Source organism: Pseudomonas sp. ML96 (assembly GCF_000761545.1).
Taxonomy (GTDB): domain Bacteria; phylum Pseudomonadota; class Gammaproteobacteria; order Pseudomonadales; family Pseudomonadaceae; genus Aquipseudomonas.
This window is the reverse complement of sequence record NZ_JPMY01000018.1, coordinates 68,118-90,811: the sequence shown is the minus strand read 5'-3', so window position 1 is coordinate 90,811 and position 22,694 is coordinate 68,118. Positions and strand designations below refer to the sequence as shown.

At 66.2% G+C, this 22,694-nt stretch carries 18 protein-coding genes; 12 read left to right on the top strand and 6 right to left on the bottom strand.

Annotation, left to right across the window (positions count from 1 at the left end; translation table 11 throughout):
• The first annotated feature begins 117 nt into the window (after window positions 1-117).
• Together IP89_RS12975 and IP89_RS12970 are read left to right on the top strand one after the other, a co-directional pair.
• A complete protein-coding gene (locus tag IP89_RS12975; RefSeq protein WP_043309958.1) occupies window positions 118-3,588 on the top strand; it encodes a PAS domain-containing hybrid sensor histidine kinase/response regulator in 3,471 nt (1,156 codons plus the stop codon).
• A gap of 122 nt (window positions 3,589-3,710) precedes the next feature.
• Window positions 3,711-4,409: a pirin-like bicupin family protein gene (locus IP89_RS12970; protein ID WP_043309957.1), complete on the top strand. Its 699-nt coding sequence runs from the start codon at window positions 3,711-3,713 to the stop codon at window positions 4,407-4,409.
• Between the two features lie 11 nt (window positions 4,410-4,420).
• Here IP89_RS12970 and rmuC read toward each other — a convergent pair whose 3' ends face one another.
• The 5 genes from rmuC to IP89_RS12945 form a co-directional block, all read right to left on the bottom strand.
• Window positions 4,421-5,782, bottom strand: coding sequence for a DNA recombination protein RmuC (rmuC, locus tag IP89_RS12965; protein WP_177326874.1), 1,362 nt, complete (start codon window positions 5,780-5,782; stop codon window positions 4,421-4,423).
• A gap of 176 nt (window positions 5,783-5,958) precedes the next feature.
• On the bottom strand, window positions 5,959-6,369 hold the full coding sequence (locus IP89_RS12960; protein ID WP_052081071.1) for a tetratricopeptide repeat protein: 411 nt from the start codon (window positions 6,367-6,369) through the stop codon (window positions 5,959-5,961).
• Between the two features lie 407 nt (window positions 6,370-6,776).
• On the bottom strand, window positions 6,777-7,529 hold the full coding sequence (locus IP89_RS12955; RefSeq protein ID WP_043309955.1) for an RES family NAD+ phosphorylase: 753 nt from the start codon (window positions 7,527-7,529) through the stop codon (window positions 6,777-6,779).
• A 44-nt stretch (window positions 7,530-7,573) separates the two neighbouring features.
• Window positions 7,574-7,945 (bottom strand): antitoxin Xre/MbcA/ParS toxin-binding domain-containing protein, encoded by a 372-nt coding sequence (locus tag IP89_RS12950; RefSeq protein WP_043309954.1) that lies wholly within the window; start codon window positions 7,943-7,945, stop codon window positions 7,574-7,576.
• A gap of 258 nt (window positions 7,946-8,203) precedes the next feature.
• Window positions 8,204-9,271, bottom strand: coding sequence for a sigma-54-dependent Fis family transcriptional regulator (locus IP89_RS12945; RefSeq protein ID WP_043309953.1), 1,068 nt, complete (start codon window positions 9,269-9,271; stop codon window positions 8,204-8,206).
• A 385-nt stretch (window positions 9,272-9,656) separates the two neighbouring features.
• Here IP89_RS12945 and IP89_RS12940 point away from each other — a divergent pair, with 385 nt between their 5' ends.
• The 6 genes from IP89_RS12940 to IP89_RS12915 are packed head-to-tail and all read left to right on the top strand — an operon-like array spanning window position 9,657 to window position 16,975.
• Complete coding sequence (locus tag IP89_RS12940) at window positions 9,657-11,903, top strand: TonB-dependent receptor (protein WP_043309952.1); 2,247 nt, start codon at window positions 9,657-9,659, stop codon at window positions 11,901-11,903.
• 49 nt (window positions 11,904-11,952) lie between these two features.
• On the top strand, window positions 11,953-13,032 hold the full coding sequence (locus tag IP89_RS12935; protein ID WP_043309951.1) for an ABC transporter substrate-binding protein: 1,080 nt from the start codon (window positions 11,953-11,955) through the stop codon (window positions 13,030-13,032).
• Window positions 13,033-13,042: 10 nt separating this feature from the next.
• Window positions 13,043-14,086, top strand: coding sequence for an LLM class flavin-dependent oxidoreductase (locus IP89_RS12930; RefSeq protein ID WP_043309950.1), 1,044 nt, complete (start codon window positions 13,043-13,045; stop codon window positions 14,084-14,086).
• A 14-nt stretch (window positions 14,087-14,100) separates the two neighbouring features.
• Complete coding sequence (locus tag IP89_RS12925) at window positions 14,101-15,231, top strand: LLM class flavin-dependent oxidoreductase (protein ID WP_043309949.1); 1,131 nt, start codon at window positions 14,101-14,103, stop codon at window positions 15,229-15,231.
• Window positions 15,232-15,284: 53 nt separating this feature from the next.
• Window positions 15,285-16,349, top strand: a complete 1,065-nt coding sequence (locus tag IP89_RS12920) for an ABC transporter substrate-binding protein (RefSeq protein ID WP_043309948.1) — start codon at window positions 15,285-15,287, stop codon at window positions 16,347-16,349.
• Between the two features lie 26 nt (window positions 16,350-16,375).
• Window positions 16,376-16,975, top strand: coding sequence for a nitroreductase family protein (locus tag IP89_RS12915; protein ID WP_043309947.1), 600 nt, complete (start codon window positions 16,376-16,378; stop codon window positions 16,973-16,975).
• A 76-nt stretch (window positions 16,976-17,051) separates the two neighbouring features.
• On the opposite strand, the gene IP89_RS12910 is transcribed toward IP89_RS12915, so the two are convergent.
• Window positions 17,052-17,786, bottom strand: coding sequence for a class II aldolase/adducin family protein (locus IP89_RS12910; protein ID WP_043309946.1), 735 nt, complete (start codon window positions 17,784-17,786; stop codon window positions 17,052-17,054).
• Between the two features lie 346 nt (window positions 17,787-18,132).
• On the opposite strand from IP89_RS12910, the gene IP89_RS12905 reads away from it, so the two are divergent.
• The 4 genes from IP89_RS12905 to IP89_RS12890 all read left to right on the top strand — a co-directional run bounded on the left by IP89_RS12905 (window position 18,133) and on the right by IP89_RS12890 (window position 22,694).
• Entirely contained in the window at window positions 18,133-19,299 is a 1,167-nt protein-coding gene (locus tag IP89_RS12905) for an LLM class flavin-dependent oxidoreductase (RefSeq protein WP_043309945.1), read from the top strand.
• Window positions 19,300-19,316: 17 nt separating this feature from the next.
• The gene (locus IP89_RS12900) at window positions 19,317-20,372 is read left to right on the top strand and encodes an ABC transporter substrate-binding protein (RefSeq protein ID WP_043309944.1); all 1,056 of its coding nucleotides are present in this window, start codon (window positions 19,317-19,319) and stop codon (window positions 20,370-20,372) included.
• Window positions 20,373-20,443: 71 nt separating this feature from the next.
• Window positions 20,444-21,496 (top strand): ABC transporter substrate-binding protein, encoded by a 1,053-nt coding sequence (locus IP89_RS12895; protein ID WP_043309943.1) that lies wholly within the window; start codon window positions 20,444-20,446, stop codon window positions 21,494-21,496.
• Window positions 21,483-22,694 (top strand): MFS transporter, encoded by a 1,212-nt coding sequence (locus tag IP89_RS12890; RefSeq protein ID WP_043309942.1) that lies wholly within the window; start codon window positions 21,483-21,485, stop codon window positions 22,692-22,694. The genes IP89_RS12895 and IP89_RS12890 overlap by 14 nt, the downstream gene beginning before the upstream one ends.

Sequence of the window (22,694 nt, the reverse complement as noted above, 5' to 3'; positions counted from 1 at the left end):
GCCCACGCCACTCAAGCGACTTGCGACCTTGGTCTGCCTGACGAGTGGCACTCTGCGTGCGAGACTAGAAGCATAATCCCATGGCCCGTTTGCCATGCACCTGATTGCGGAGCTCGCATGTCGTTGTCCGGCGGACTGATCGCCTTCGTCGCCCTGGTCTACATGACCATCCTGTTCGCCATCGCCTTCTATGGCGACCGCCGGCGCACGCCGCTGCGGCCGCGCACACGCGCCTGGGTCTATAGCCTGTCGCTGGCGGTGTACTGCACCAGCTGGACCTTCTTCGGCGCGGTCGGCCAGGCCGCCGGCGAGCTGTGGTCGTTCCTGCCCATCTACCTGGGGCCGATCATCGTCCTGCTGTTCGCCCCCTGGGTGGTCGAGAAGATGGTGGCGATCAGCAAGCAGGAGAACATCACCTCCATCGCCGACTTCATCGCCGCGCGCTACGGCAAATCACAGAGCCTGGCCGTGGTGGTGGCGCTGATCTGCCTGGTCGGCGTGCTGCCGTACATCGCCCTGCAGCTCAAGGGCATCGTGCTCGGCGTCAACCTGCTGGTCGGCACAACGCCAAGCCCCACCCGCGGCCAGGACACGGCGCTGATCGTGTCGCTGGTACTGGCCCTGTTCACCGTGCTGTTCGGCACCCGCAGCCTGGACGTCACCGAGCACCACCGCGGCATGGTGCTGGCCATCGCCTTCGAATCGCTGGTCAAGCTGCTGGCCTTCCTCGCCGTCGGCGCCTTCGTCACCTGGGGGCTGTTCAATGGCTTCGGCGACCTGTTCCAGCGCGCCAGCCATGCTCCGGCCCTGGAAGACTTCTGGTCGCAGACCGTGAGCTGGCCGGCCATGCTGGTACAGACCGGCCTGGCGATGACCGCGATCATCTGCCTGCCGCGCCAGTTCCATGTCGCCGTGGTGGAGAACATCGAGGCCAAGGACCTGCGCCAAGCGCGCTGGGTGTTCCCCATCTACCTGCTGCTGGCCGCGCTGTTCGTGGTGCCCATCGCCCTGGCCGGCCAGTTGCTGCTGCCGGCCGGCGTGCAGCCGGACTCCTTCGTGATCAACCTGCCGCTGGCCGAGGCGCACCCCGCGCTGGCCCTGCTGGCCTTTATCGGCGGTGCTTCGGCGGCAACCGGCATGGTGATCGTCGAGGCCGTGGCGCTGTCGACCATGGTCTCCAACGACATGCTGCTGCCGGCCCTGCTGCGCCGGCAGAGCGCCGAGCGGCCGTTCGAGGCCTTCCGCCACTGGATGCTCAGCGCGCGGCGCGTCAGCATCGTGGTGATCCTGCTGCTGGCCTACGTCTGCTACCGCCTGCTCGGCACCAACGCCAGCCTGGCCACCATCGGCCAGCTGTCGTTCGCCGCCATCGGCCAGCTGGCGCCAGCCATGTTCGGCGCTCTGGTATGGAAGCAGGCCAACCGCCGCGGCGTGTTCGCCGGCCTGGCCGCTGGCTGCGCGCTGTGGTTCTACACCCTGGTGCTGCCGCTGGTGGCCGGCGGCCTGCGCTGGTCGCTGGACAACTTCCCGCTGCTGCCGGAGCTGCTCTATTACCCGGTCGGCATCGAGATCGACCCGCTGACCCGTGGCGTGCTGCTGTCGCTGACCGGCAACTGGCTGCTGTTCGGCCTGGTCTCCTGGCTCTCGCGTACCCGGGTCTCCGAGCACTGGCAGGCCGGGCGCTTCATCGGCCTGGACACCGGCGCCAAGTCCAGCGGGCGCAACCTGCTGGCGGTGCAGGTAGCCGACCTGATGGCCCTGGCCGCACGCTTCGTCGGCGAGGAGCGTGCGCGGCAGAGCTTCGTGCGCTTCTCCTACCAGCAGGACAAGCCCTTCAACCCCAGCCAGAACGCCGACAGCGACTGGATCGCCCACACCGAACGCCTGCTCGCCGGCGTGCTCGGCGCCTCCTCGACCCGCGCCGTGGTGCGCGCGGCCATCGAAGGCCGCGACATGCAGGTCGAGGACGTGGTGCGTATCGTCGACGAAGCTTCCGAGGTGCTGGAGTTCAACCGTGCCCTGCTGCAGGGCGCGATCGAGAACATCACCCAGGGCATCAGCGTGGTCGACCAGAACCTGCGCCTGGTGGCCTGGAACCGCCGCTACCTGGAACTGTTCGAGTACCCCGAGGGGCTGATCGGCGTCGGCCGGCCGATTGCCGACATCATCCGCTACAACGCCGAGCGCGGCCTGTGCGGCCCGGGCGATGTGGAAGAACACGTGACCAAGCGCCTGTACTGGATGCGCCAGGGCAAGGCGCACACCTCCGAGCGCCTGTTCCCCAACGGCCGGGTCATCGAGCTGATCGGCAACCCCATGCCCGGCGGCGGCTTCGTCATGAGCTTCACCGACATCACCGCCTTCCGCCAGGCGGAAAAGGACCTGCTGGAGGCCAACGAGGGCCTGGAGCAGCGCGTCGAGGAACGTACCCGCGAGCTGTCGCAGCTCAACCAGGCCCTCGGCGAGGCCAAGGGCACCGCGGAAAACGCCAACCAGTCGAAGACCCGCTTCCTCGCCGCGGTCAGCCACGACCTGATGCAGCCACTCAACGCCGCGCGGCTGTTCTCCGCCTCCCTCGCCCACCAGCAGGACGCCCTGCCGCAGGAAGCCCAGGAGCTGGTGCGCCACCTGGACAGTTCGCTGCGCTCGGCCGAAGACCTGATCGCCGACCTGCTGGATATCTCGCGCCTGGAGAGCGGACGCATCACCCCCGAACGCAGCCAGTTCCCCCTGGCGCAGCTGTTCGAGACCCTCGGTGCCGAGTTCAAGGTACTGGCCCAGGAACAGGGCGTGGACTTCCGCCTGATGCCCAGCCGCCTGCGCATCGACAGCGACCCCAAACTGCTGCGCCGGGTGCTGCAGAACTTCCTCACCAACGCCTTCCGCTATGCCCGTGGCCACGTGCTGCTCGGCGTGCGCCGCGAGGGCGATCACCTGCGCCTGGAAGTCTGGGACCGCGGCCCCGGCATACCCGAGGACAAGCGCAAGGTGATCTTCGAGGAGTTCAAACGCCTCGACAGCCACCAGACCCGCGCCGAGAAGGGCCTGGGCCTGGGCCTGGCGATTGCCGACGGCCTGTGCCGGGTGCTCAACCATCGCCTGGAAGTGCGCTCCTGGCCGAACAAGGGCAGCGTGTTCAGCGTCAGCGTGCCGCTGGTGCGCAGCCCGGCGCCGCAGGCCCTGGCGCCGGTCAGCGAACTGAATGGCAACACCCTGGGCGGTGCCCAGGTGCTGTGCATCGACAACGAGGACAGCATCCTCGCCGGCATGCACAGCCTGCTGTCACGCTGGGGCTGCCAGGTGTGGACGGCACGCAACCGCCTGGAATGCGAACACCTGCTGGACGAGGCGGTGCAGCCACAACTGGCACTGGTCGACTACCACCTGGACGAAGGCGACACCGGCACCGAGCTGATGGCCTGGCTGCGCACACGCCTGGGCCAGCCCTTGCCGGGCGTGGTGATCAGCGCCGACGGCCGCCCGGAGCTGATCGCCGCCGTGCATGCCGCCGGCCTCGACTACCTGGCCAAGCCGGTCAAGCCGGCAGCCCTGCGTGCGCTGATCAGCCGCCACCTGCCACTGGCGTGAACCATTGATTTCATCGATAGGAAGTAGCGGTTTTTTGCGCTTTTTATCGGGATACCATCGATAGATCATGCGCTCCATCCCCGGCGACGCAATCTGGCGTCACCGGCCACGGAGTCACCACCATGATCGAAGTACGCCCATTCGCCTCCCTCGGCCATGCCCACCACGGCTGGCTGAATGCCCGCCACCACTTCTCCTTCGCCGAGTACCACGACGCACAGCGCACCAACTGGGGCCGCCTGCGGGTGTGGAACGACGACGAGATCGCGGCCGGCAGCGGCTTCCCACCGCACCCGCACCACGACATGGAGATCATCACCTACGTCCGCGAAGGCGCCATCACCCACCGCGACAACCTGGGCAACCAGGGCCGCACCGAGGCCGGCGACGTCCAGGTAATGAGTGCCGGCACCGGCATCGCTCACTCCGAGTACAACCTGGAGGACGTCACCACCAAGATCTTCCAGATCTGGATCATCCCGGACCAGCAGGGCGAAGCGCCGTCCTGGGGCGCCAAGCCGTTCCCCAAAGGCGAACGCGCCGGTCAGTTCGTGATCCTGGCCAGCGGCCACGGCAGCGATGAGGAAGCCCTGCGCATCCGCGCCGACGCCCGCCTCGCCGCCGCCACCCTGGCTGCCGGGCAGAGCGCCGAGTACCCGCTGGGCCGCCTGCGCAAGGGCTATCTGGTGGCCGCCAAGGGCCGCATCGAGGTCAATGGCGTGGAGGCCGCCGAGCGCGACGGCGTGGCCGTCGCCGAGGAGGAAGTGGTGCGCATCACCGCGCTGGAAGACAGCGAGGTGATCCTGGTCGACGTCGCCTGACGCTGGCTAGGCTATTCGCCGGCCTCGTCCAGCATGGGCAGGCCGGCAGCTCGCTCGATCAGCTCCGGCGCCAGGCTCTTGCTGGCGCGGGCGCCGAGCAACTTGAGGTTCTCTACCCGATTGATCAGGTTGCCGCGGCCCTCGCACAGCTTGTTGCGCGCGGAGTCGTAGGCCTTGTCCAGCTGCTTGAGGCGGCTGCCGACCTCGTCCAGGTCCTGGATGAAGGCGACGAACTTGTCATACAGCTGCCCTGCCCGCTCGGCGATCTCCAGGGCGTTCTGGCTCTGCCGCTCCTGGCGCCAGAGGCTGTCGATCACCCGCAGGGTAGCCAGCAGCGTGGTCGGGCTGACGATCACGATGTGCTGCTCGAAGGCCTCCTGGAATAGCCCCGGATCGGCTTGCAGGGCGGCAGCGAAGGCGGCCTCGATGGGCACGAAGAGCAGGACGAAGTCCAGGCTGTGCAGGCCTTCCAGACGCTGGTAATCCTTCACCGACAGGCCCTTGAGGTGGGCGCGCAGGCTCAGCACGTGCTGCTTCAGGGCATGGCTGCGCGCAGCCTCGTCCTCGGCGACGATCATCGCCTGGTAGGCGGTGAGGCTGACCTTGGCATCGACGATCACCTGCTTGTCGCCGGGCAGCTGGATCAGCACATCCGGCTGGAAGCGCTCGCCCTCGGCGCCCTTGAGGCTGACCTGAGTGTGATACTCGCGGCCCTTCTCCAGGCCGGCATGCTCCAGCACCCGTTCCAGCACCAGCTCGCCCCAGTTGCCCTGAGTCTTCTGGCCCTTGAGGGCGCGGGTCAGGTTGGTCGCCTCGTCGCCCAGGCGCTGGTTGAGCAACTGCAGGCGCTCCAGTTCCTTGGCCAGGGAGAAACGCTCGCGCGCCTCGTTCTGGTAGCTCTCCTCCACCCGCTTCTCGAAAGCCTGGATGCGCTCCTTGAGCGGGTCGAGCAACTGGCCCAGGCGCTGCTGGCTGGTCTCGGCGAAGCGCTGCTCGCGCTCGTCGAAGATCTTCCCGGCCAGCTCGGCGAACTGCGCGCGCAGCTCGTCGCGGGCGCCCTGCAGGTCGGTCAGACGTTGCTGGTGGTGCTCCTGCTGCTCACGTAGCTCGGCGGCGAGTGCGGCGCGCTGGCTCTCCAACTGGCGCAGCTGACCTTCCTTCTGTTCGCGCTCGCGGCTCCACTCCTGGGCCGCCTGCTGTGCGGCCTCGCGCTCGCGACCGAGCAACTCGCTCTCGCGACGCAGGGCGGCCAGCTCGGCCTGCTGGCCGCTGTTTTCCTGTTGCAGGGCGCGCTGGTCATCCTGCAAGCCATCGATCTGCGCGCTCAGCCCCTCCTGCGCCAGGCGCGCCTGGCCCAGACGCTCCTCCAGCAGCAGGCGCTCGCCGGCCTGGGCCGCCTGGGCGCGTTGCAGGCGCCAGGCCAGCACGGCCAGGGGCGCCGCGCCGAGCAGCAGGCCCAGCAGCAGGTTGGTCGGATCGAGGACGAAGGAAAGAGGCACGGGCGGGCTCGCTGTCGGGTTCGGAATGCCCGGCAGTATACCCGCGACAATCAGGGGGTGAGGCGCTGCAGCAGTCGGCGCGCTTCGTGGGAGCCGTGGGCCGCGGCGAGCTCCAGCCAGTGGCGAGCCTGCAGCAGGTCACGCTGGCGCGACTGGCAATAGAAGCGCCCCAGCTCCAGCTGGGCGCGCACGTCGCTGGCACGCGCGGCCTGACGCAGCAGTTCCAGGCCGATGCGGCGATCACGGGCATTGCCACAGTCGCGGCACAGCAACTGGCCGAGGCGACTCTGCGCGGCGACCACGCCCTGACGCGCCGGGCGCTTGAGCAGCCGTCCGGCGAAGTGCTTGATGCTGGAGTGATGCCCCAGGCGGGGACGATCGAGAAGCCAGAAGGCCAGGCGAATCGGGAGCCGTTGGCTGGCATCGGAACGATGCTGGGCCGGCAGAACGCGAGAATTCATGTAAGCAATGGCTGACTGCGGGGCGCGCAACTCTACTCTCTTTTTTCGCCCGGTAAAGACTTGCCAAACCGCGCGACTCTCGCTCTAGAACAACAACTCTAGAAATCCACAGAAGCTGTGGATAACTTGGTGGACAACTTGGTGGAAACCTTTCTCATCCCCCATTGTCCGCGGCTCCGGCTCAAACTGATGCTTTTTTCACCAATAGAAAAAAGCCTTATTTTTCAGCAGTTTAAAAATTGACCATAGAGAATCAAGCAGTTACGGCGCTTTGTGACAGAAGCTTGACAAGCTGCCTCGCGATTGTGCACAAGTGCGCCGCTCTGGAACGCGCTCCGCTCCGTTTCGGAGCACTGCGACACTTGCGCGCAGCCTGGCCCAAGCCTGGCGCCAGGCGCGGACTCGCCTCAGGCCGGCTGCGGCAAATACCCCTCGACCAGGAACAATTCCACGCCAAACAGGCGCGGCGTGTCCGGCATCTGCGCACTCTTGAAGGCCACGTAGCCGGCAGTGGTCTCGCATAGCCAGCGCTGCACATTGCGCGGCCGCCGCTCACTGAATGCCTCGGGCGCATAGAGCGCCACATTGGTGCCGCCGAGCGGACAACGCGCGGAGGGATATTCGAAAGCTTCCACCCCCGCCTCGCGCATCGCACTGCCCAAGGCATGGGTGGCACGATAGTCGCTGCGGTGGGTCAGCGCCTCGCGATGGCGGTCGAACGGCGGCAACTGCAGGCGCACGCCACGCTCTACCTGGTAGCGCGCCTCGAAGGAGGAATGCTGAGAAAGGATGCGCGCGCTGGGCGGCGGCACCACCATGCCCTGCCAGAGCACGAAACGGTAGAAAGCGGTCTCGGCCATCGCCGTCTCCAGCCGGCAGGCGGCGTAGAACAGGCTCGGCTCATGCCGGCGGCCGAAACGCGAGCCCCAGCGCAGCGGTGGATAACGAAACGGCGTGTGCAACAGATAGTGCAGCGGCTCATCGCTGGGTGGCAGCGGCGGTTTGCTGCTTTCCAGCAACTGCTCGAGCAGCGCCTGTTCCTCCAGGGTATCCACCAGTTGCACGGTGGCGACCTGCTCCTGGTTCTCCACCAGGCGCACCAGGCGCCCGCGCAGGGGAAACATCTGCTGCGCACCGGCGCAGGCCTGCCAGATATCCATATCGGAACTCGCTTAGCCCAGCCTCGCGGGCATCGGAAAGTAAGTCAGACCTTGCCGCGGATCGCGTCGAGGTACTCCACCACACGCACCAGCCCCTGCACCTGCCCCATCTGCTGCAGCGGCACACCGACCAGATGGCGGTTCTCGGTGCGCAGGAAGTGGCGCATGTCCTCGAGATTGCCGCCGAACAGGGCAAACAGCGCGCGATAGATCCGGATCAGCAGCAAGGCCAGCTCACCGGTCTTGCTCTGCGGGCGCAGACCACCACTGTCGCTCCAGCGGCTGATCGCCGAGCGATTGACACCGACGATCTCCGCCAGCTCCTGCTGGGTCAGGCCCAACTGCTCGCGGGTATTGAGCAGGGCCTTGAGCAGTACTGCATCGGCCTGTGCAACGGATTTGCTGAGCGCGCTCATGGCTGACTCCATGCGTTCGTTAAGCACATATATAGCATGAAAAGATCGAAACAAACAAAGCAGCATTACCCAGATACAGGCGAAGCAGGTAGGAACAGGGGCAGCGGAACCCTCTGTTCCCTCACGCCCAGTAAAAAGCCCCGTGATTCGAGGAATCGCGGGGCTTTCGCTATGGCGGGAAGAGCAGAACTTACACGCGGCACGCACAGGCCACTCGTGGCCCGGCCCCCTTAACACTTCCTGGGTGCAAACAACGAATCAGTACCCCAGCTCCCGCTTGGGCACGTTCAACTCGCCAATCTTTTCCAGCCGCGCGCGCACTATGTTGCGGCTGATACCGAGCAGGCGGCCGGTCTGCAGCTGATTGCCCTGGCAGAAGTGATAGGCACTACGGAAAACGGTTTCCTCGATGTGCTCATAGAGATTCGGCAGATTCCTCTCGAACAGCCTGTACAGCGCAGCGTCCAGGCTAGCCTCCGCCGCAACGGCAGGGGCTGCAAGCTCCTGGCGCTCAATGGCAGGACGTAGCTCTACCAACTGCAGATCACCGGGCTGCACCTGCTGATTGCGGCACACCAACAGCGCATGGTGGATGGCGTTCTCCAGCTCGCGAATATTGCCCGGCCAGCTATGCAGCAGCAGCTTGCGCTCGGCCTCAGCACTCAGCGAGGCCCGCTGATAACCCAGGCGCTGGCAATGTTCGTTGAGGAAGAATTCGGCCAGCGGCAGGATGTCACCTGGTCGCTCACGCAGCGGCGGCAGGCGGATGGTCGCCACGTGCAGGCGGTAGAACAGATCCTCACGAAAGTGCCCCGCCACCACCGCATCCGCCAGATTGACGTTGGTCGCCGCGACCAGCCGTACGTTGATCGGAATCGGGGTGCGCGAACCGAGCCGCACCACCTCGCGCTCCTGCAGAACGCGCAGCAGTTTGACCTGCATGTTCAACGGCAGATCGCCGATCTCGTCGAGGAACAAGGTGCCGCCGTTGGCAGCCTCGAACCAACCAGCCTTGCTGGTGGCGGCACCGGTGAACGCGCCCTTCTCATGACCGAATAGCTCACTTTCCACCAGCGTTTCCGGGAAGGCTCCGCAGTTCACTGCCACGAACGGCGCCTTGCCGCGCCGGCTCAGGTGATGAATGTGGCGAGCGACCAGCTCCTTGCCGGTACCGGTCTCACCGATGATAAGTGCGTTGGCCTCGCTAGGTGCCAGGCGCTCGATGCGGTTCAGCAACTCCTGCGAACGGGGGTCCTTGAACACCAGCACGGTGGCGCGAACCGACTTGGTCAGTTCCCGAGCCTGGGGATGAGTGAGCAGCGACATGGCGGCGAGTCCGTTGATGGCCAGAGGCGCCGATAGTGCAGGATTTCATTTATGCACAAATAATCATAAATATTCATTTGATTATTCTTTTATTGAATATGAAGCCAATTGCTGCTGGGGCAGCAACCCAGCAGCAGTGGTTGCTGGCCAGGCAGTAGGAAAAAACCGTTGCCGCGAACCCTAAAATTCCAAATAAATCCTTATTAATCAATAAATTAAAATCAATAAACACATCTAGGTACGGTTGTTGCGATAGGGGCAATGCGGCTTATACACGCCGCCGGATGCCTAGCCACCACCGACAAAAGAGCATGGGCACCGCCAACACCTGATCGCCCGGGATCGCCATTGCGATGTCGGGAACAAGCCAGTCATTGGGGGCAACATGTTCAAGCGCACCACTCTTTCCACTGCCATCGCCTGGGCCCTGGGGGGCCTGGCCGGCATTCACCTGGTCGCGGCACACGCTGCCGAGACCACGCAACAGGCACAAACGCCTGCCGAGCAGCAGGCCGACAGCGCACCGACGCTGGCCAAGGTCACCGTTACCGCGCAGAAGCGCGAAGAGACGGTGCAGGAGGTGCCCTCCTCCATTTCCGTACTCAATGGCGACAAGGTGCGCGACACCTCGCTGCAGTCGGCCAACGAAGTCACCCGCTTCATTCCCAACGCCTCTGCCGGCACCTCCGAGGGCCACGGCCGCCCGCGCTGGTGGATCCGCGGTCTGGGTACTGGCGACCAGGGTGCCAACACCGTCAGCCCGGTGGGTATCTACGTCGACGACGTGTACATCGCCAACATCAGCGCCAGCGGCTTCCCGCTGTTCGACCAGGAGCGGGTGGAAGTCCTGCGTGGCCCGCAAGGCACGCTGTGGGGCAAGAACACCACGGCCGGTGCGATCAACTTCATCTCGCGCAAGCCCACCTTCGATCAGTCCGGGTACTTCAAGGTCGGCGTCGGCGACTACGCCGATCGCGTGGTGGAAGGCGCGGTCAGCGATGCGCTGGTCGATGATCGCCTGGCCGCGCGCCTGTCGCTGCGCCATCAGGGCCGCGACGGCTACAACGAGAACCTCGCCAACAATGACGACAAGGGCGCCCTGGAAGACGATGCCGCTCGCCTGCAGTTCCTCGCACGCATCAATGACGACCTGGAAGCCAACCTGAACCTGCATGCACGCAGCTACCACGACACCGGTGGCTACAGTACCGTCAGCTATGGCACCCGCGCCAACGGCACCAACCAGTTCGGCTACTCGATCGACCCGAAGAAGGGCGAGGTCAACTACAACGCCGACTACAAGGTGAACATCGACCAGGCCGGCGCCAACCTCAACCTGGTCTGGCAGCTGGGCAGCCTGGAGCTCACCTCCATCACCGCCTTCGAACACTTCGAACGCGAAGGCCTGAGCGACAGCGACAACACCCCACTGGAACTGCAGCGCGGCTACAGCTATGCCGACAGCAAGCAGTGGTCGCAGGAGTTCCGCCTCGCCTCGCCGCGTGAAGATCGTCTGAACTGGGTCCTGGGCTTCCACTACTTCGACGAAGACCTCAACTCGGAAAGCGCCAACGGCTCGCTGAGCAACCTCTACATACCGCGCTTCTACAACAACACCACGTTCAACCAGGGCACCGAGAGCTACGCCCTGTTCGGCAGCACGACCTACAACCTCACCGACGATTTCAACGTCACCGCAGGCCTGCGCTGGACCCGTGAGACCAAGGACATCGATCTGCAGCGCCTGCAGAACCAGGGCCAGGCCGGCTTCAACAACGAGGACTGGTGGCACCTCGGCAGCGTCAGCACACCGCTGGTAGTCAACGCCGTGCAGGACGAGAGCAATACCTGGAGCGACTGGACCTACGATCTGACGCCCGAGTACCGCCTCTCCGACAATGCCCGGGTGTACTTCCGCTACGCCTATGGCTTCCGCTCCGGTGGCTACAACACCGGGGTCACCAGCCAGGCCACCGTGGCGACGGTCGACCCGGAATACCTGACCTCCTATGAGCTGGGCCTGAAGTCCGAGTGGTTCGACGGCCGCCTCAATGCCAACGCCGCAGTGTTCTACTACGACTACGAGGACATCCAGCTCAACATCGTGACCGCAGTGAACAACCAGACCGTCTCGCGCCTGGCCAACGGCGCGCAGGGCGAAGCCTACGGTGCCGAGTTCGAGTTGGAAGCGATTCCGGTCGAGAACCTGCACATCAACTTCGCCCTCGGCCTGCTGCACACCGAGTTCACCGACTACACCTCGGGCAACGACGACTTCTCCGGCAACAAGTTCGTCCGTGCACCCAACGTTTCGGCCGTGCTCGGCGCCGACTACCGCATCCCGCTGAATGTCGGTGGCGCGATCATCCTCGGCACCGACTGGAACACCCGCAGCCGTCAGTACTTCTTCTCCAACGACCAGAGCGCCAGCATGCGCGCCGACGGCTACACCCTGGGCAACGCCCGGGTGACCTACGAGCTGCCGGGCGAGACCACCCGCGTCACCGCCTACGTCAACAACCTCACCGACAAGGAGTACCGCAACCACACCTTGCCAGGCGGCTTCCAGACCGCCGCGGTGATGTTCGGCGACCCGCGTACCGTTGGTGTTTCCGTGACCAGCGACTTCTGACCAAACCCGCCCGCGGCCTCGCGCCGCGGGCTCCCGCGAGGACATCGCCATGCAAGCATTCACCCTCACCCGCCTGCTGCGTCGCCTGGCCCTGCTGCCAGCCGCCGTGCTGGCCAGCCAAGCCATCGCGGCGGAAGCACCGCAGAGCGTGCGCATCGCCACCGTGGCCTACGCCAACGCCGGCAAGATCACCTTCAACGGCCCGGCCTACGTGATGGATCGCGACCAGTGGCTGCAACAGGAACTGGCCAAGCGCAACATCAAGCTGGAATGGGTCCCGGCCGCCACCGCCTCGGTGGGCACCTTCGTCAACGAGGAGTTTGCCAACAAGCGCATCGACTTCGCCTTCTACGGCGACCTGCCATCAATCATCGCCAATGCCTCCGGCGTCTCCACCAAGCTGATCGCCCCCGGCGGCAGCGGCAACAATGTCTACCTGGTAGTGCCCAGCGGCTCCAGCGCCACCTCGATCAAGGATCTGCAGGGCAAGCGCATCGCCCTGCACCGCGGCCGCCCTTGGGAGCTGTCGTTCGCCAAGCTGCTGGAGGCCAATGGCCTCGGCTTCTCCGACTTCCGCATCTTCAACCTCAATCCGCAGGCCGGCGCCGCTGCACTGAGCGCCGGACGAGTGGATGCGTTCTTCACCCTCAGCGACGCCTTCCTGCTCGAAGACAAGCAGGTCGGCAAGATCGTCTGGTCCAGCAAGCAGGCACCGCGCGACTGGAAAATGCGCGCCGAACTCTGGGGCGCCAGCGACTTCGTGGCCCAGCAGCCGGAGCTGACCCAGCTGGTGGTCACCGCCTACCTGAAGGCCGCTCACTGGACCGCCCAGGACGCCAACCGCGCGACCTACCAGGGCTACCTGTCGCAGTCCGGCCAGCCACTCAGCGTGCTGCAGCGCGAAGTCGAGGGCGAATCCTGGGTCGGCCAGTTCACCCCGCTGTATGACCAGGCTCTGCGCCAGCACTACGCCGACGGCATCGCCTACAGCCAGAAGGCCAAGCTGATTCGCGGCGAGGTCGACGTCAACGCGCTGCTCGAACCCAAGTTCGTCGCCCAGGGGCTGAAGGAACTGCAGCTGGAGAACTACTGGCAGGAAGACCAGGCCGACCTGGCCAGCCACCCTTAGGGAGAGCCCCATGAGCATCGAATTCATCTGGGAGCTGCCCAACTGGCGCGACTCGCGCTACGCCGATGCCAGCGCCCACCTGCGTGGCGAGCGCGATGGCCAGGCCGCTTTCGGCCCCGGCATCAGCGACCCACGCGGCGAACGTTTCAACTATCTCGACTACCTGCAACAGATCGCCCGCGCCGCCGACCTCAGCGGCTTCGATGGCATCCGCATCGGCAACCATCCGGACGGCGACGAGCCCTGGATCATCGCCGGCTACGTCGCACGCAGTACCCGCCATCTGCGCCTGCTCACCGAGTTCGACGCGGCGCGCGGCTCGGCGGTGTATGCGGCAAAGAACGCGGTCAGCTACCAGCGCTTCAGCGGCGGGCGCTTCGCCTGGCAGCTAAGCACCCCGGCCGATGCCGCCGCACGCAGACGCCAGGGCGACTTCGTCGCGGACGCCGACCTGCTGCCACGCATCGAGGAATTCATCAGCGTCGCGCGTGGCGTCGTCACCCAGGCCCCGTTCAGCTTCAAGGGGCGCTTCTTCGAGGTGCTCGATGGTGGTTTCCAGGGCCCGCTGGCGGGCCAGCGAGTGCCGCCCATCTATCTCGCCGGCGACGCTGCCGAGGCGCTGCAACTGTCCGCCCGCCAGGCCGACGTCCACGTCTTTTCCGCGCGGCCGTCCAGCGAGCTGGCGCCCCTGCTAGACGAACTGAGCCGCATCGCCCGCGCTCATGGTCGCGCCCCGCAGGCCGGCCTGCGTCTCGACCTGCTGGCCCGTGAGGATGCCGCGGAAGCCCTGGCCGATGCCCAACGCCTGGCCACCCAGGCAGGCCTGCCTGCACCTGGTGGCAGCGGCCTCTGGCAGCCAGGTGGCGGCAGCGTCGCGACCCTGGTCGGCAGCTACGCCGAGGTTGTCGAGTGGCTAGCCGAATACGCCGTAGCCGGCATCGGCAGCTTCCTGATTGGCGCCGCGCCGCATCTGGAGGAAGCCTACCGGGTCGGCGAGAACGTTCTGCCCGCCCTGCGCGCCCGCCTTGCCGGCGCCACCGCCCACACCGCCTGACGAGAATCCACAGCATGGCCATCGATGTCTTCTGGCGCCTGCCCACCCATGGCGAGCCCAGCACCCACCGCAACCGCGAGCCGTTTCGCGGCGACTGGTTCTTCGGCAACGGCAACCCCAGCAGTAACGGGCTGAGCACCCGTGACGACGGTTTCACCTATATCGACTATCTCGCCGAGATCGCCCGCGCCGCCGAGATTTCCGGCTTCCAGGGCGGGCTGATCCCGTCCTTCCCGATGACCGACGAGCCCTGGGCCATCTCCGCCTTCCTGGCCCGCGAGACGCGCACCTTCCGCTTCATGATCGCCTTCCAGCCGGGCTTCCTGAACCCGCTGACCGCCGCACGCATGACCGCCAGCCTGCAACGCGCCACCGGCGGCCGCGCGTTGTTCAACGTGATCACCGGTGGCGGCGGCCCAGCGCAACTGTGGTGGGGCGACAGCGCCGGCCACGATGCCCGTTATGACCGCACCAGCGAGTTCCTCGACGTGCTGCGCGGCGTGTGGAACGGCGGCCCGTTCAGCTATCAGGGCCGCTACTACCAGGTCGAGGATGCCGGTCTGGCCCTGCCGCTGGCGCAGCAGGAATTTCCCGAGATCTACTTCTCCGGCTCTTCGGATGCGGCACTCGCTACTGCATCGAAACACGCCGAGTACTACCTGACCTGGCTCGAACCCTTCGCCCAGCTGCGCGAGAAGTTCGCCCGCGTACGCGAGCGCACCGAGGCCCTGGGGCGCAAGATCAAGTGTGCGGTACGCGTCGACATCATCGCCCGCGCCACCGAGGAAGAAGCCTGGCGCGAGGTACGCAAGGGCTTCGAGCGGCTATCGCCCGCGGAACTGGCACGCGCCGCACAGCGCCCCGGTGGCGATTCGGTGGGGGCCAACCGGCAGGCAGGCAACCGCCCCGAGACCGTCAGCCGTTTCGACGACCTGATCCTCGAGCCGAACGTCTGGTCTGGCTTCAACCTGCTGCGCGGCGGACAGACCAACGGCATTGTCGGCAGCTACCAGCAGGTGGCCGAACGCCTGGATGAACTGGTCCAGCTCGGCGCCGACGCCTTCATCCTGGCCAGCACACCGCACCTGGAGGAAGCCTACCGGGTCGGCGAAGAAGTCCTGCCGCTACTGCGCGGCCACCGCTAGTTACCATCGCGGCCGCCGGGCCCCGGCGCGCCGCCCAGCTCCTGGAGCCGTCCATGCCCAATCCTTCACCGCTCCCCAGCAAGCCCAGCCTCGACAAGCTCTGGTTCACCCGCTGCCCGGTGCCGACTGCCACCGGCCTGGCCTACAGACTCGGCTGGCTGCAACAGGCCTTCGCCGACGACGGTATCGCCGTCGAGACCCTGCAGGACAACCCCGGCCTCGGCCAGCACCACTACGACCATCAGCTGCCAGAGCTGATTCGCGAGGGCGGCAACATCCTCGCCTTCGCCGCTCGCGCCCAAGGCGCGCCAACCCGCCTGATCGGCCTGACCTGGATCGACGAGTGGCAGGTGATCCTAGTGCGCCCCGAGTCCGGCATCCGCAGCGCCGCCGATCTTGCCGGCAAGCGCCTGGCGCTGCCGCAGTGGATCGAGCATCCCCTGCCCAGCCACGCCCGCGGCTCCAGCATCGCCCGCGGCATGTCGCTGCAGGGTTATCGCGGCGTATTGGCCAGCGCCGGGCTCGGCCTGCATGACGTCACCCTGGTGGAGGTGCCCTCCGGGCATGGCAAGCGCGGGCAGAACGGGCCGCGCCAGTTGTGGGCCGGCATCGAGCAACTCGCCGCGGGCAGGGTCGATGCGGTTTATGTCAAAGGCGCCGCCGCGGTGGACGCAGCCCGCGCTGCCGGCGTCGTGGTCGGCATCGATCTGGATGCCCTGCCCTCTGCCCACCTGCGCACCAACAACGGCACGCCGCGGCCGATCACCGTGCACAAAAACCTGATCGACCAGCACTTCGACCTGCTGGTGCGCTTCCTCGCCGAGACCCTGCGCGCCGCCGACTGGGCCGCCGACAACCCCGACGCCGTGCACGCCGTCCTCGAGGGCGAGACCGCCGGTAGCGCCGCAGGAGTGGCCGCCGCCTATCGCAACGACTTCCACCGCAGTCTGCATCCGGATCTTTCCGCCGAGCGCCTGGCGCTGTTCGCCGAGCAGAAGCAGGCGCTCTGGCTGTATGGCTTCCTCGAACGTGACTTCGACCTGCACGACTGGGTCGACCACCGCCCCCTGGAGGCCGCCCTGGCCCTGCGCGAGCGACAGCGACAGGCCGGCCTCTGATTCACTCACCCGCACGAGACAGCGACATGAGCACACCCCGCCAGACCGAGTACGCCATTCATCCACAGTTCCTCGAGCGCTGGTCGCCACGCGCCTTCACCGGCGAGGCAATCGCCGAGCAGGAGCTGTTCGCCCTCTTCGAGGCCGCGCGTTGGGCGCCCTCGGCCAACAACGCCCAACCCTGGCGTTTCGTCTATGCACTCAATGGCTCGCCCAGCTGGGCGAGCCTGTTCGACCTGCTCGGCGAGTACAACCGGCGCTGGGCCGCCAAGGCGGCCGCGCTGGTGATCCTGATCTCGCGCACCCACCACCGCCGCCCCGGCGCCAGTGAGGACAGCCCGCTGCTCAGCCATTCCCTCGACAGCGGCGCGGCCTGGGCCAGCCTCGCCCTGCAGGCCCAGCACAGTGGGCGGAGCAGTCATGCCATCGGTGGCTTCGACCGCGAGCGGGCGCGTAGCGAGCTGGGCGTACCGGACGGCTACCAGGTCGAGCTGGCCATCGCCATCGGGCGCCGTGGCGACGCCGCCGAGCTTCCCGAGGACCTGCGCGCCCGCGAACAGCCGACCCAGCGCCAGCCATTGGCGAGCCTGGTGGCCGAGGGCCGCTTCAGCTTCGCTACCTCCTGAAAAGATCGAGCCCGAATGCGCAACGCATTCGGGCTCGCCGTTTGTGCAGGCCGCTGTGGCGGCCTGCCATCTCCGATCAGGCCACTGCTTCGAGCAGCTTCTGCCCCTGGGCCCACAGGCCGGTCATCTTCCACTGCTGCTCCAGCACACCGGGGCCGAACTCCTTGGAGCCGCCGAACAGTTCGGCGAGGCCCTGGAAGTAGGCGCCCTCTTCGATCAGCAGAATCAGCTTGGACGCCTGCAACACGCTCTCGCCCCAGAAGGTCGCACCACCATTGGCCTCGAGAATCGCCGGGGTGTGCGGGTTCTCCTCGATCTTCTCGACGATGAAGGCGTGCTCTGGCTGGCGGCGGTCGATGTAGATCGGCAGCTCGCGGGCCAGGGTCACCCGCTGCGAAGCCGCATAACGGATCGGCAGCACCCGGTGGGCACTGGCCCAACCGCCGAGGTATGGCGTGTGCACATGGATCACCACGTTGACCTCGGGACGCTTCTGGAACACCCCGGCATAGCGCTGGCCGTTGCCACCCGCCTTGCGCCCGCTGAGCGGCGAGCTGCCATCGGCGGTCTCGTCCAGTACCACCTCGCCGCTGTAGCTGGCGACCACGGCGCGGATCTCCTGGTCATCGGCCCAAGGGCCCGGAGCATGCAGGGCGATCACCAGCTCGCTATCTGGCACTCGCACATAGGCCTGGTAGGTGTTGGTGGCGGTCAGCGTGCGGGTTTCCTTGAGCACGCGGAAGGCCTTGGCGAAATCACGTTTGGCCTGTTCGAGCTGGCTGAGTTGTGTGGCGGTGAGGCTGGCGGTCATGACTGAAGCTCCGGGGAAGGATGATGGGGACCACGCCTCATCGGCGCGGCACTGAACCCTTCTCAGCAGAACTTGTGCCATAAGAAAAACTCGTTTTATTTCAATCAGTTGTGAAATTAACCAAACACCATCAGCCACTTCTGGACTGAATCTGCTGCAGTCCAAGCAGCCATTGCTGAGCAGGTGTTGCTGTATCAGCAGTCACCCTGATAAAGCCCCAGAAAAAACAGCTGAAGGCCCCGTCATTACTGGCTTTCAGCCTTTCGGCACAGGCCTTGCTCAAGTCATTGCAACCCCGGTCGCAGCACGCGGCGGGCTTCCTCGACGCAGCCAATGGAACACTGCCATGAGCACCGAATTTTTCTGGCGTTTACCGCTGGGTAGCGATGGTCCCTACCTGGCCACCGACAAGAACAACCGCGGCGCCGCCGTGTACCGCCCGGGCAACATCGCTCCGGGGCGCCTGCCCAACGGCGAGCCAGACGGCTTCACCTATATCGACTACGTCGCTCAGGTCGCCAAGGCCGCCGAACTCGCCGGCTTCGAAGGAGCCCTGCTGCCGACCGGCCCCGAGCCGTGGATTGCCGCCGCCGCCCTGGCCCGCGAGACCCGCAGGATCAAGTTCCTGATCGCCTTCCAGGCCACCTGGACCCTGCCGGCCTACGCCGCGCAGCAGGCGGCGATCCTGCAGAACCTCAGCCGTGGCCGCCTGGAGTGGAACATCATCACCGGCGGCAACCCGGCCAGCCAGCGCGCCAACGGCGACTTCCTCGAGCACGACAAGCGCTACCAGCGCACCGGCGAATTCCTCGACATCATCGATGGCCTGTGGAGCAACGAGCAGTTCAGCTACCAGGGCGACATCTACCAGCTGGAGAACGGCGCGCTGCCGCTCGGCCTGAAGCATGAGCGCAAGCCCGGCGTGTACTTCTCCGGCTTCTCCGATGCCGCCCTAGACGTGGCGGCGAAACATGCCGACGTCTACCTGAACTGGGCCGAGCCGATCGACAAGCTCAAGCCGCACCTCGAACGCGTGCGCGAGCTGGCCGACAAGCAGGGCCGCAGCGTGCGCTTCGGCATCCGCATCGACCTGTTCGCCCGCGAAACCGAAGAGGCCGCCTGGAGCGAACTGCGCCGCCAGTACGAACGCATCGACGCGCGCACCAGCGCCGCCATCAAGCACTTCGCCACCGGCTCCGATTCGGTGGGTGCGGCGCGGCAGAACGCCTACCACCAGAACAGCGACCGCTTCGAAGACCTGGTCCTCGGCCCGAACCTCTGGGCCGGTTTCGGCAAGGCCAAGCCGGGACCGACCGTGGGCCTGGTCGGCAGCCACGAGAACATCGCCGAACGCCTCGCCGAATACCGCGACGCCGGTTTCTCGACCTTCATCCTGGCCGGCAATCCGCACCTCGAAGAAGCCCTGCGCATCGGCCAGGAAGTCCTGCCGCTGGTGCACGCCAAACCGGCACAGAGCCAAGCCCCCACCGCCGCGCTGCAAGCCAGCGCCTGACTGCAAGGAACCGCACCATGAGTCAACCACTCGATACCCTCTGGTACACCCGCTGCCCGGTACCGACCGGCCTCGGCATCGCCGTGCAGAAAGGCTGGCTGGAAGAAACCCTGGGCGCCCAGGGCACCGCCATCAAGTCGCTGCGCGAATCGGCCAACCAGGCGGTGCGTGAATCGCACTTCGACCATACCCTGCAGAACTCGGTACGCCACGGCGGCAACATCCCGGCTATCTGGGCCCGTGCCAGTGGCCGCGACACCCGGGTAATCGGCCTGTCCTGGGCCGACGAGGTGCAGCTGATCCTCAGCCTGCCGGACAGCGGCATCAAATCCGCCAAGGATCTCAAGGGGCGCAAGTTCGGCTTGCCGAACTGGGCCAACGCGCAGATCGACTTCACCCGCGCCCAGGCCATCCGTGGTCTGGAAAATGCCCTCAAGCTGGAAGGCCTGGAGGTCAAGGACGTCGAGCTGGTCGACTACACCCACGGCGGCACCTTCAGTGACGAAGCGGCAGAGACGGTCAGCGGCACCTCCACCTTCGGCGGCCGCCGGCGCGGCGGGCAGAACGCCGAACTGGTCGGCCTGCTGCGCGGCGAAGTCGATGCGATCTTCCTCAAGGGCGCCCATGCCGCACAGCTGGCACAGCAGTTCGGCCTGCACACGGTGATCGATACTGGCTCGCATCCGGAGCCGCTGATCCGCGCCAACAACGGCACGCCGCGCACCCTGAGCGTCGACTCCAACCTGCTGGAGCAGCACTACGATGCCGCGGTCGGCATTCTCGGCTCGGTGCTGCGCGCCGAGGAATGGGCCTGGACCCACCCAGACGACACCCGCCGCTACCTGGCCCGCGAAACCAACAGCAGCGAGTACTGGGTGACCCAGGCCTACGGCGAGGACGCTCACCAGCGCCTGCGTACCAACCTCGACGAGCGCTCGATCGTGGCCCTGCAGGACTTCACCGACTTCCTCCAGCGCTGGGCCTTCATCCCGCAGAGCTTCTCGGTCCAGGACTGGATCGACCCACGCCCTCTGGAAACCCTGCGCAGCGCAGTGGCACAGCGCGCCGGCTGAGTCGTGGTTCCGCACGGGCGAACACTGCGCCCGTGCGGAGCACATCCGAACAAGCGTTTCGTGGACATTTCATGAGCACACCCCTCGATACCCTCTGGTACACCCATAGTCCGGTACCCACAGGGCTCGGCATCGCCGTTGAATCCGGTCGTCTGGCCCAGGCCTTCCGACCGCTGGGCACCCGCATTCAGGCACTGCGCGAGTCCTCGGACCGTGAAGTGCGCGAGGCACACTTCGACCAGCACCTGCACAACTCGGTCCGCCATGGCGGCAACATTCCGGCCATCTGGGCCCGCGCCCGTGGCAGCGAGACCCGGGTGATCGGCCTGTCCTGGGCCGACGAGGTGCAGCTGATCGTCACCACCCACGACAGCCAGATCCGCGATATCCGCGACCTGCGCAACCGCCGCTTCGGCGTGCCCAAGTGGGCCAACGTGCAGATCGACTTCACCCGTGCCCAGGCCATTCGCGGTCTGGAAAACGCCCTCAAGCTGGAAGGCCTGCGGGTCGCCGACGTGGAGCTGGTCGACTATCCCTACGGAGGCACCTACAGCGATGAGCCAGTGCACCATGTGCATGGCGCCCAGGTCACCCTCGGCGGCAACCGTCCGCAGCGCAACAACGAGCTGATCGGCCTGCTACGCGGCGATATCGACGCGATCTTCGTCAAGGGCGCCCATGGCCTGCACCTGGCCAACGAATTCGGTTTGCGCGTGGTGGTGGATGTCGGCTCGCACCCGGACCCACTGATCCGCGCCAACATCGGCACGCCACGTACCCTGACCGTCGACCAGCATCTGCTCGATGAACACTTCGAGGCGGCCGTGCTGATCCTCGATACCGTGCTGCGCGCCGAGCAGTGGGCCTGGGCCCATCCCGAGGAGACTCGGCGCTTCCTCGCTCGCGAGCTCAACACCAGCGAGTACTGGGTAGCCCGCGCCTATGGCGAGGATGCCCATCTGCGCCTGCAAACCAACCTGGCCGAGCGCTCCATTGGCGCGCTGCAGGACCTCACCGATTTCCTCGAGCGCTGGGACTTCATCCCGCACGGTTTCGATGTGCGCCAATGGATAGCCGCCGAGCCGCTGGAACAACTGCTGGAGAAGGTCAATGTCGCGATCTGAAGCCAGCGGGCGCCCCGGCGCCTTCCTGGCCAACTTCATGCTGCTGGCCGCCTTCAGTGGCGCCACCATCGGCATGGCCAAGATCATCACCACCCTGTATGCCATCGAGATAGGCGCCAATTCCCTGCAACTCGGCATCATCTCGGCCATGGAATCGCTGGGCATGGTGCTGCTGACCCTGCCGGCCGGCTTCGTCATCGCCCGCTTTGGCGCGCGCCGGGTGTACTTCCTCGCCAGCCTGGGGCCCATGCTGCTGAACCTGGCCATCCCGCTGTTCGGCGGCTGGATCTGGCTGGCAGTCGCGCGCCTGCTGATCGGCCTGTGCATCCCGTTCCGCATCGTCGCCATGAACAGCGCGTTTCTGCGCCAGCTCAAGCGCATCGGCAACGACAAGGCCGGCTGGTACCGCGGCTCGCTGACCCTGGGCATGGGCCTGCTCGGCCCGCTGCTGGGCAACTGGCTCAGCGGCAGCACCGGCTTCACCCTCGGTTTCGTGGTGATCGGCCTGTGCTTCGGCCTCATGGCGGTATACAGCCTGGGCTTCTGGGAAGCCGAACAGGTGGAGCCGAGCAGCCTTGAGGTTGGTGCCGAAAGCGGCAGCATGTTCAGCCAGGTACTGGCCATGCTGCAGAACCTGGAAATCGCCGAGAGCTGCCTGATCGAAATGCTCTCTGGCGCCACCGGCGCGCTGTTCGGCACCTTCATCATTCTGCTGGCGATGGACGTTGCCGGGCTCTCGCAGAGCCAGGCGGTCAGCCTGGTGATGGTGCAAGGTCTGGCCGCCGTGCTCGGCCTGTTCGGCCTCGGCTATCTGGTAGAGCGTATCGGCCGCCGCTTCGCCTATGTCGCCGGGCTGAGCGCTGCGGTGCTCGGCCTGCTGCTGCTCGGCCGCGCACACGGCTATGCGTTGCTGGCCATCGGCGGCGTGCTGTTGAGCACGGCAGCCTCGCTGGTCCACCTGGTCAACATGGCCCAGCTCGGCGAACACGCCGCCGACAAGAGCAAGATCTCCGGCCTGTTCAACCTGGCCGGCATGCTCGGCAGCTTTTCCGGCGCGCTGCTCGGCGGCGTGATCAGCCAGCTGGTCGGCCTGAGCAACCTGTTCCTCGCCTGGATTCCACTGCTGTTGTTGGTGACCGGCTTCTGCTGGCTGCGCAAGCTACGCCGCGCCCCTGCGGCTGCCGTATTGGAGGGATGA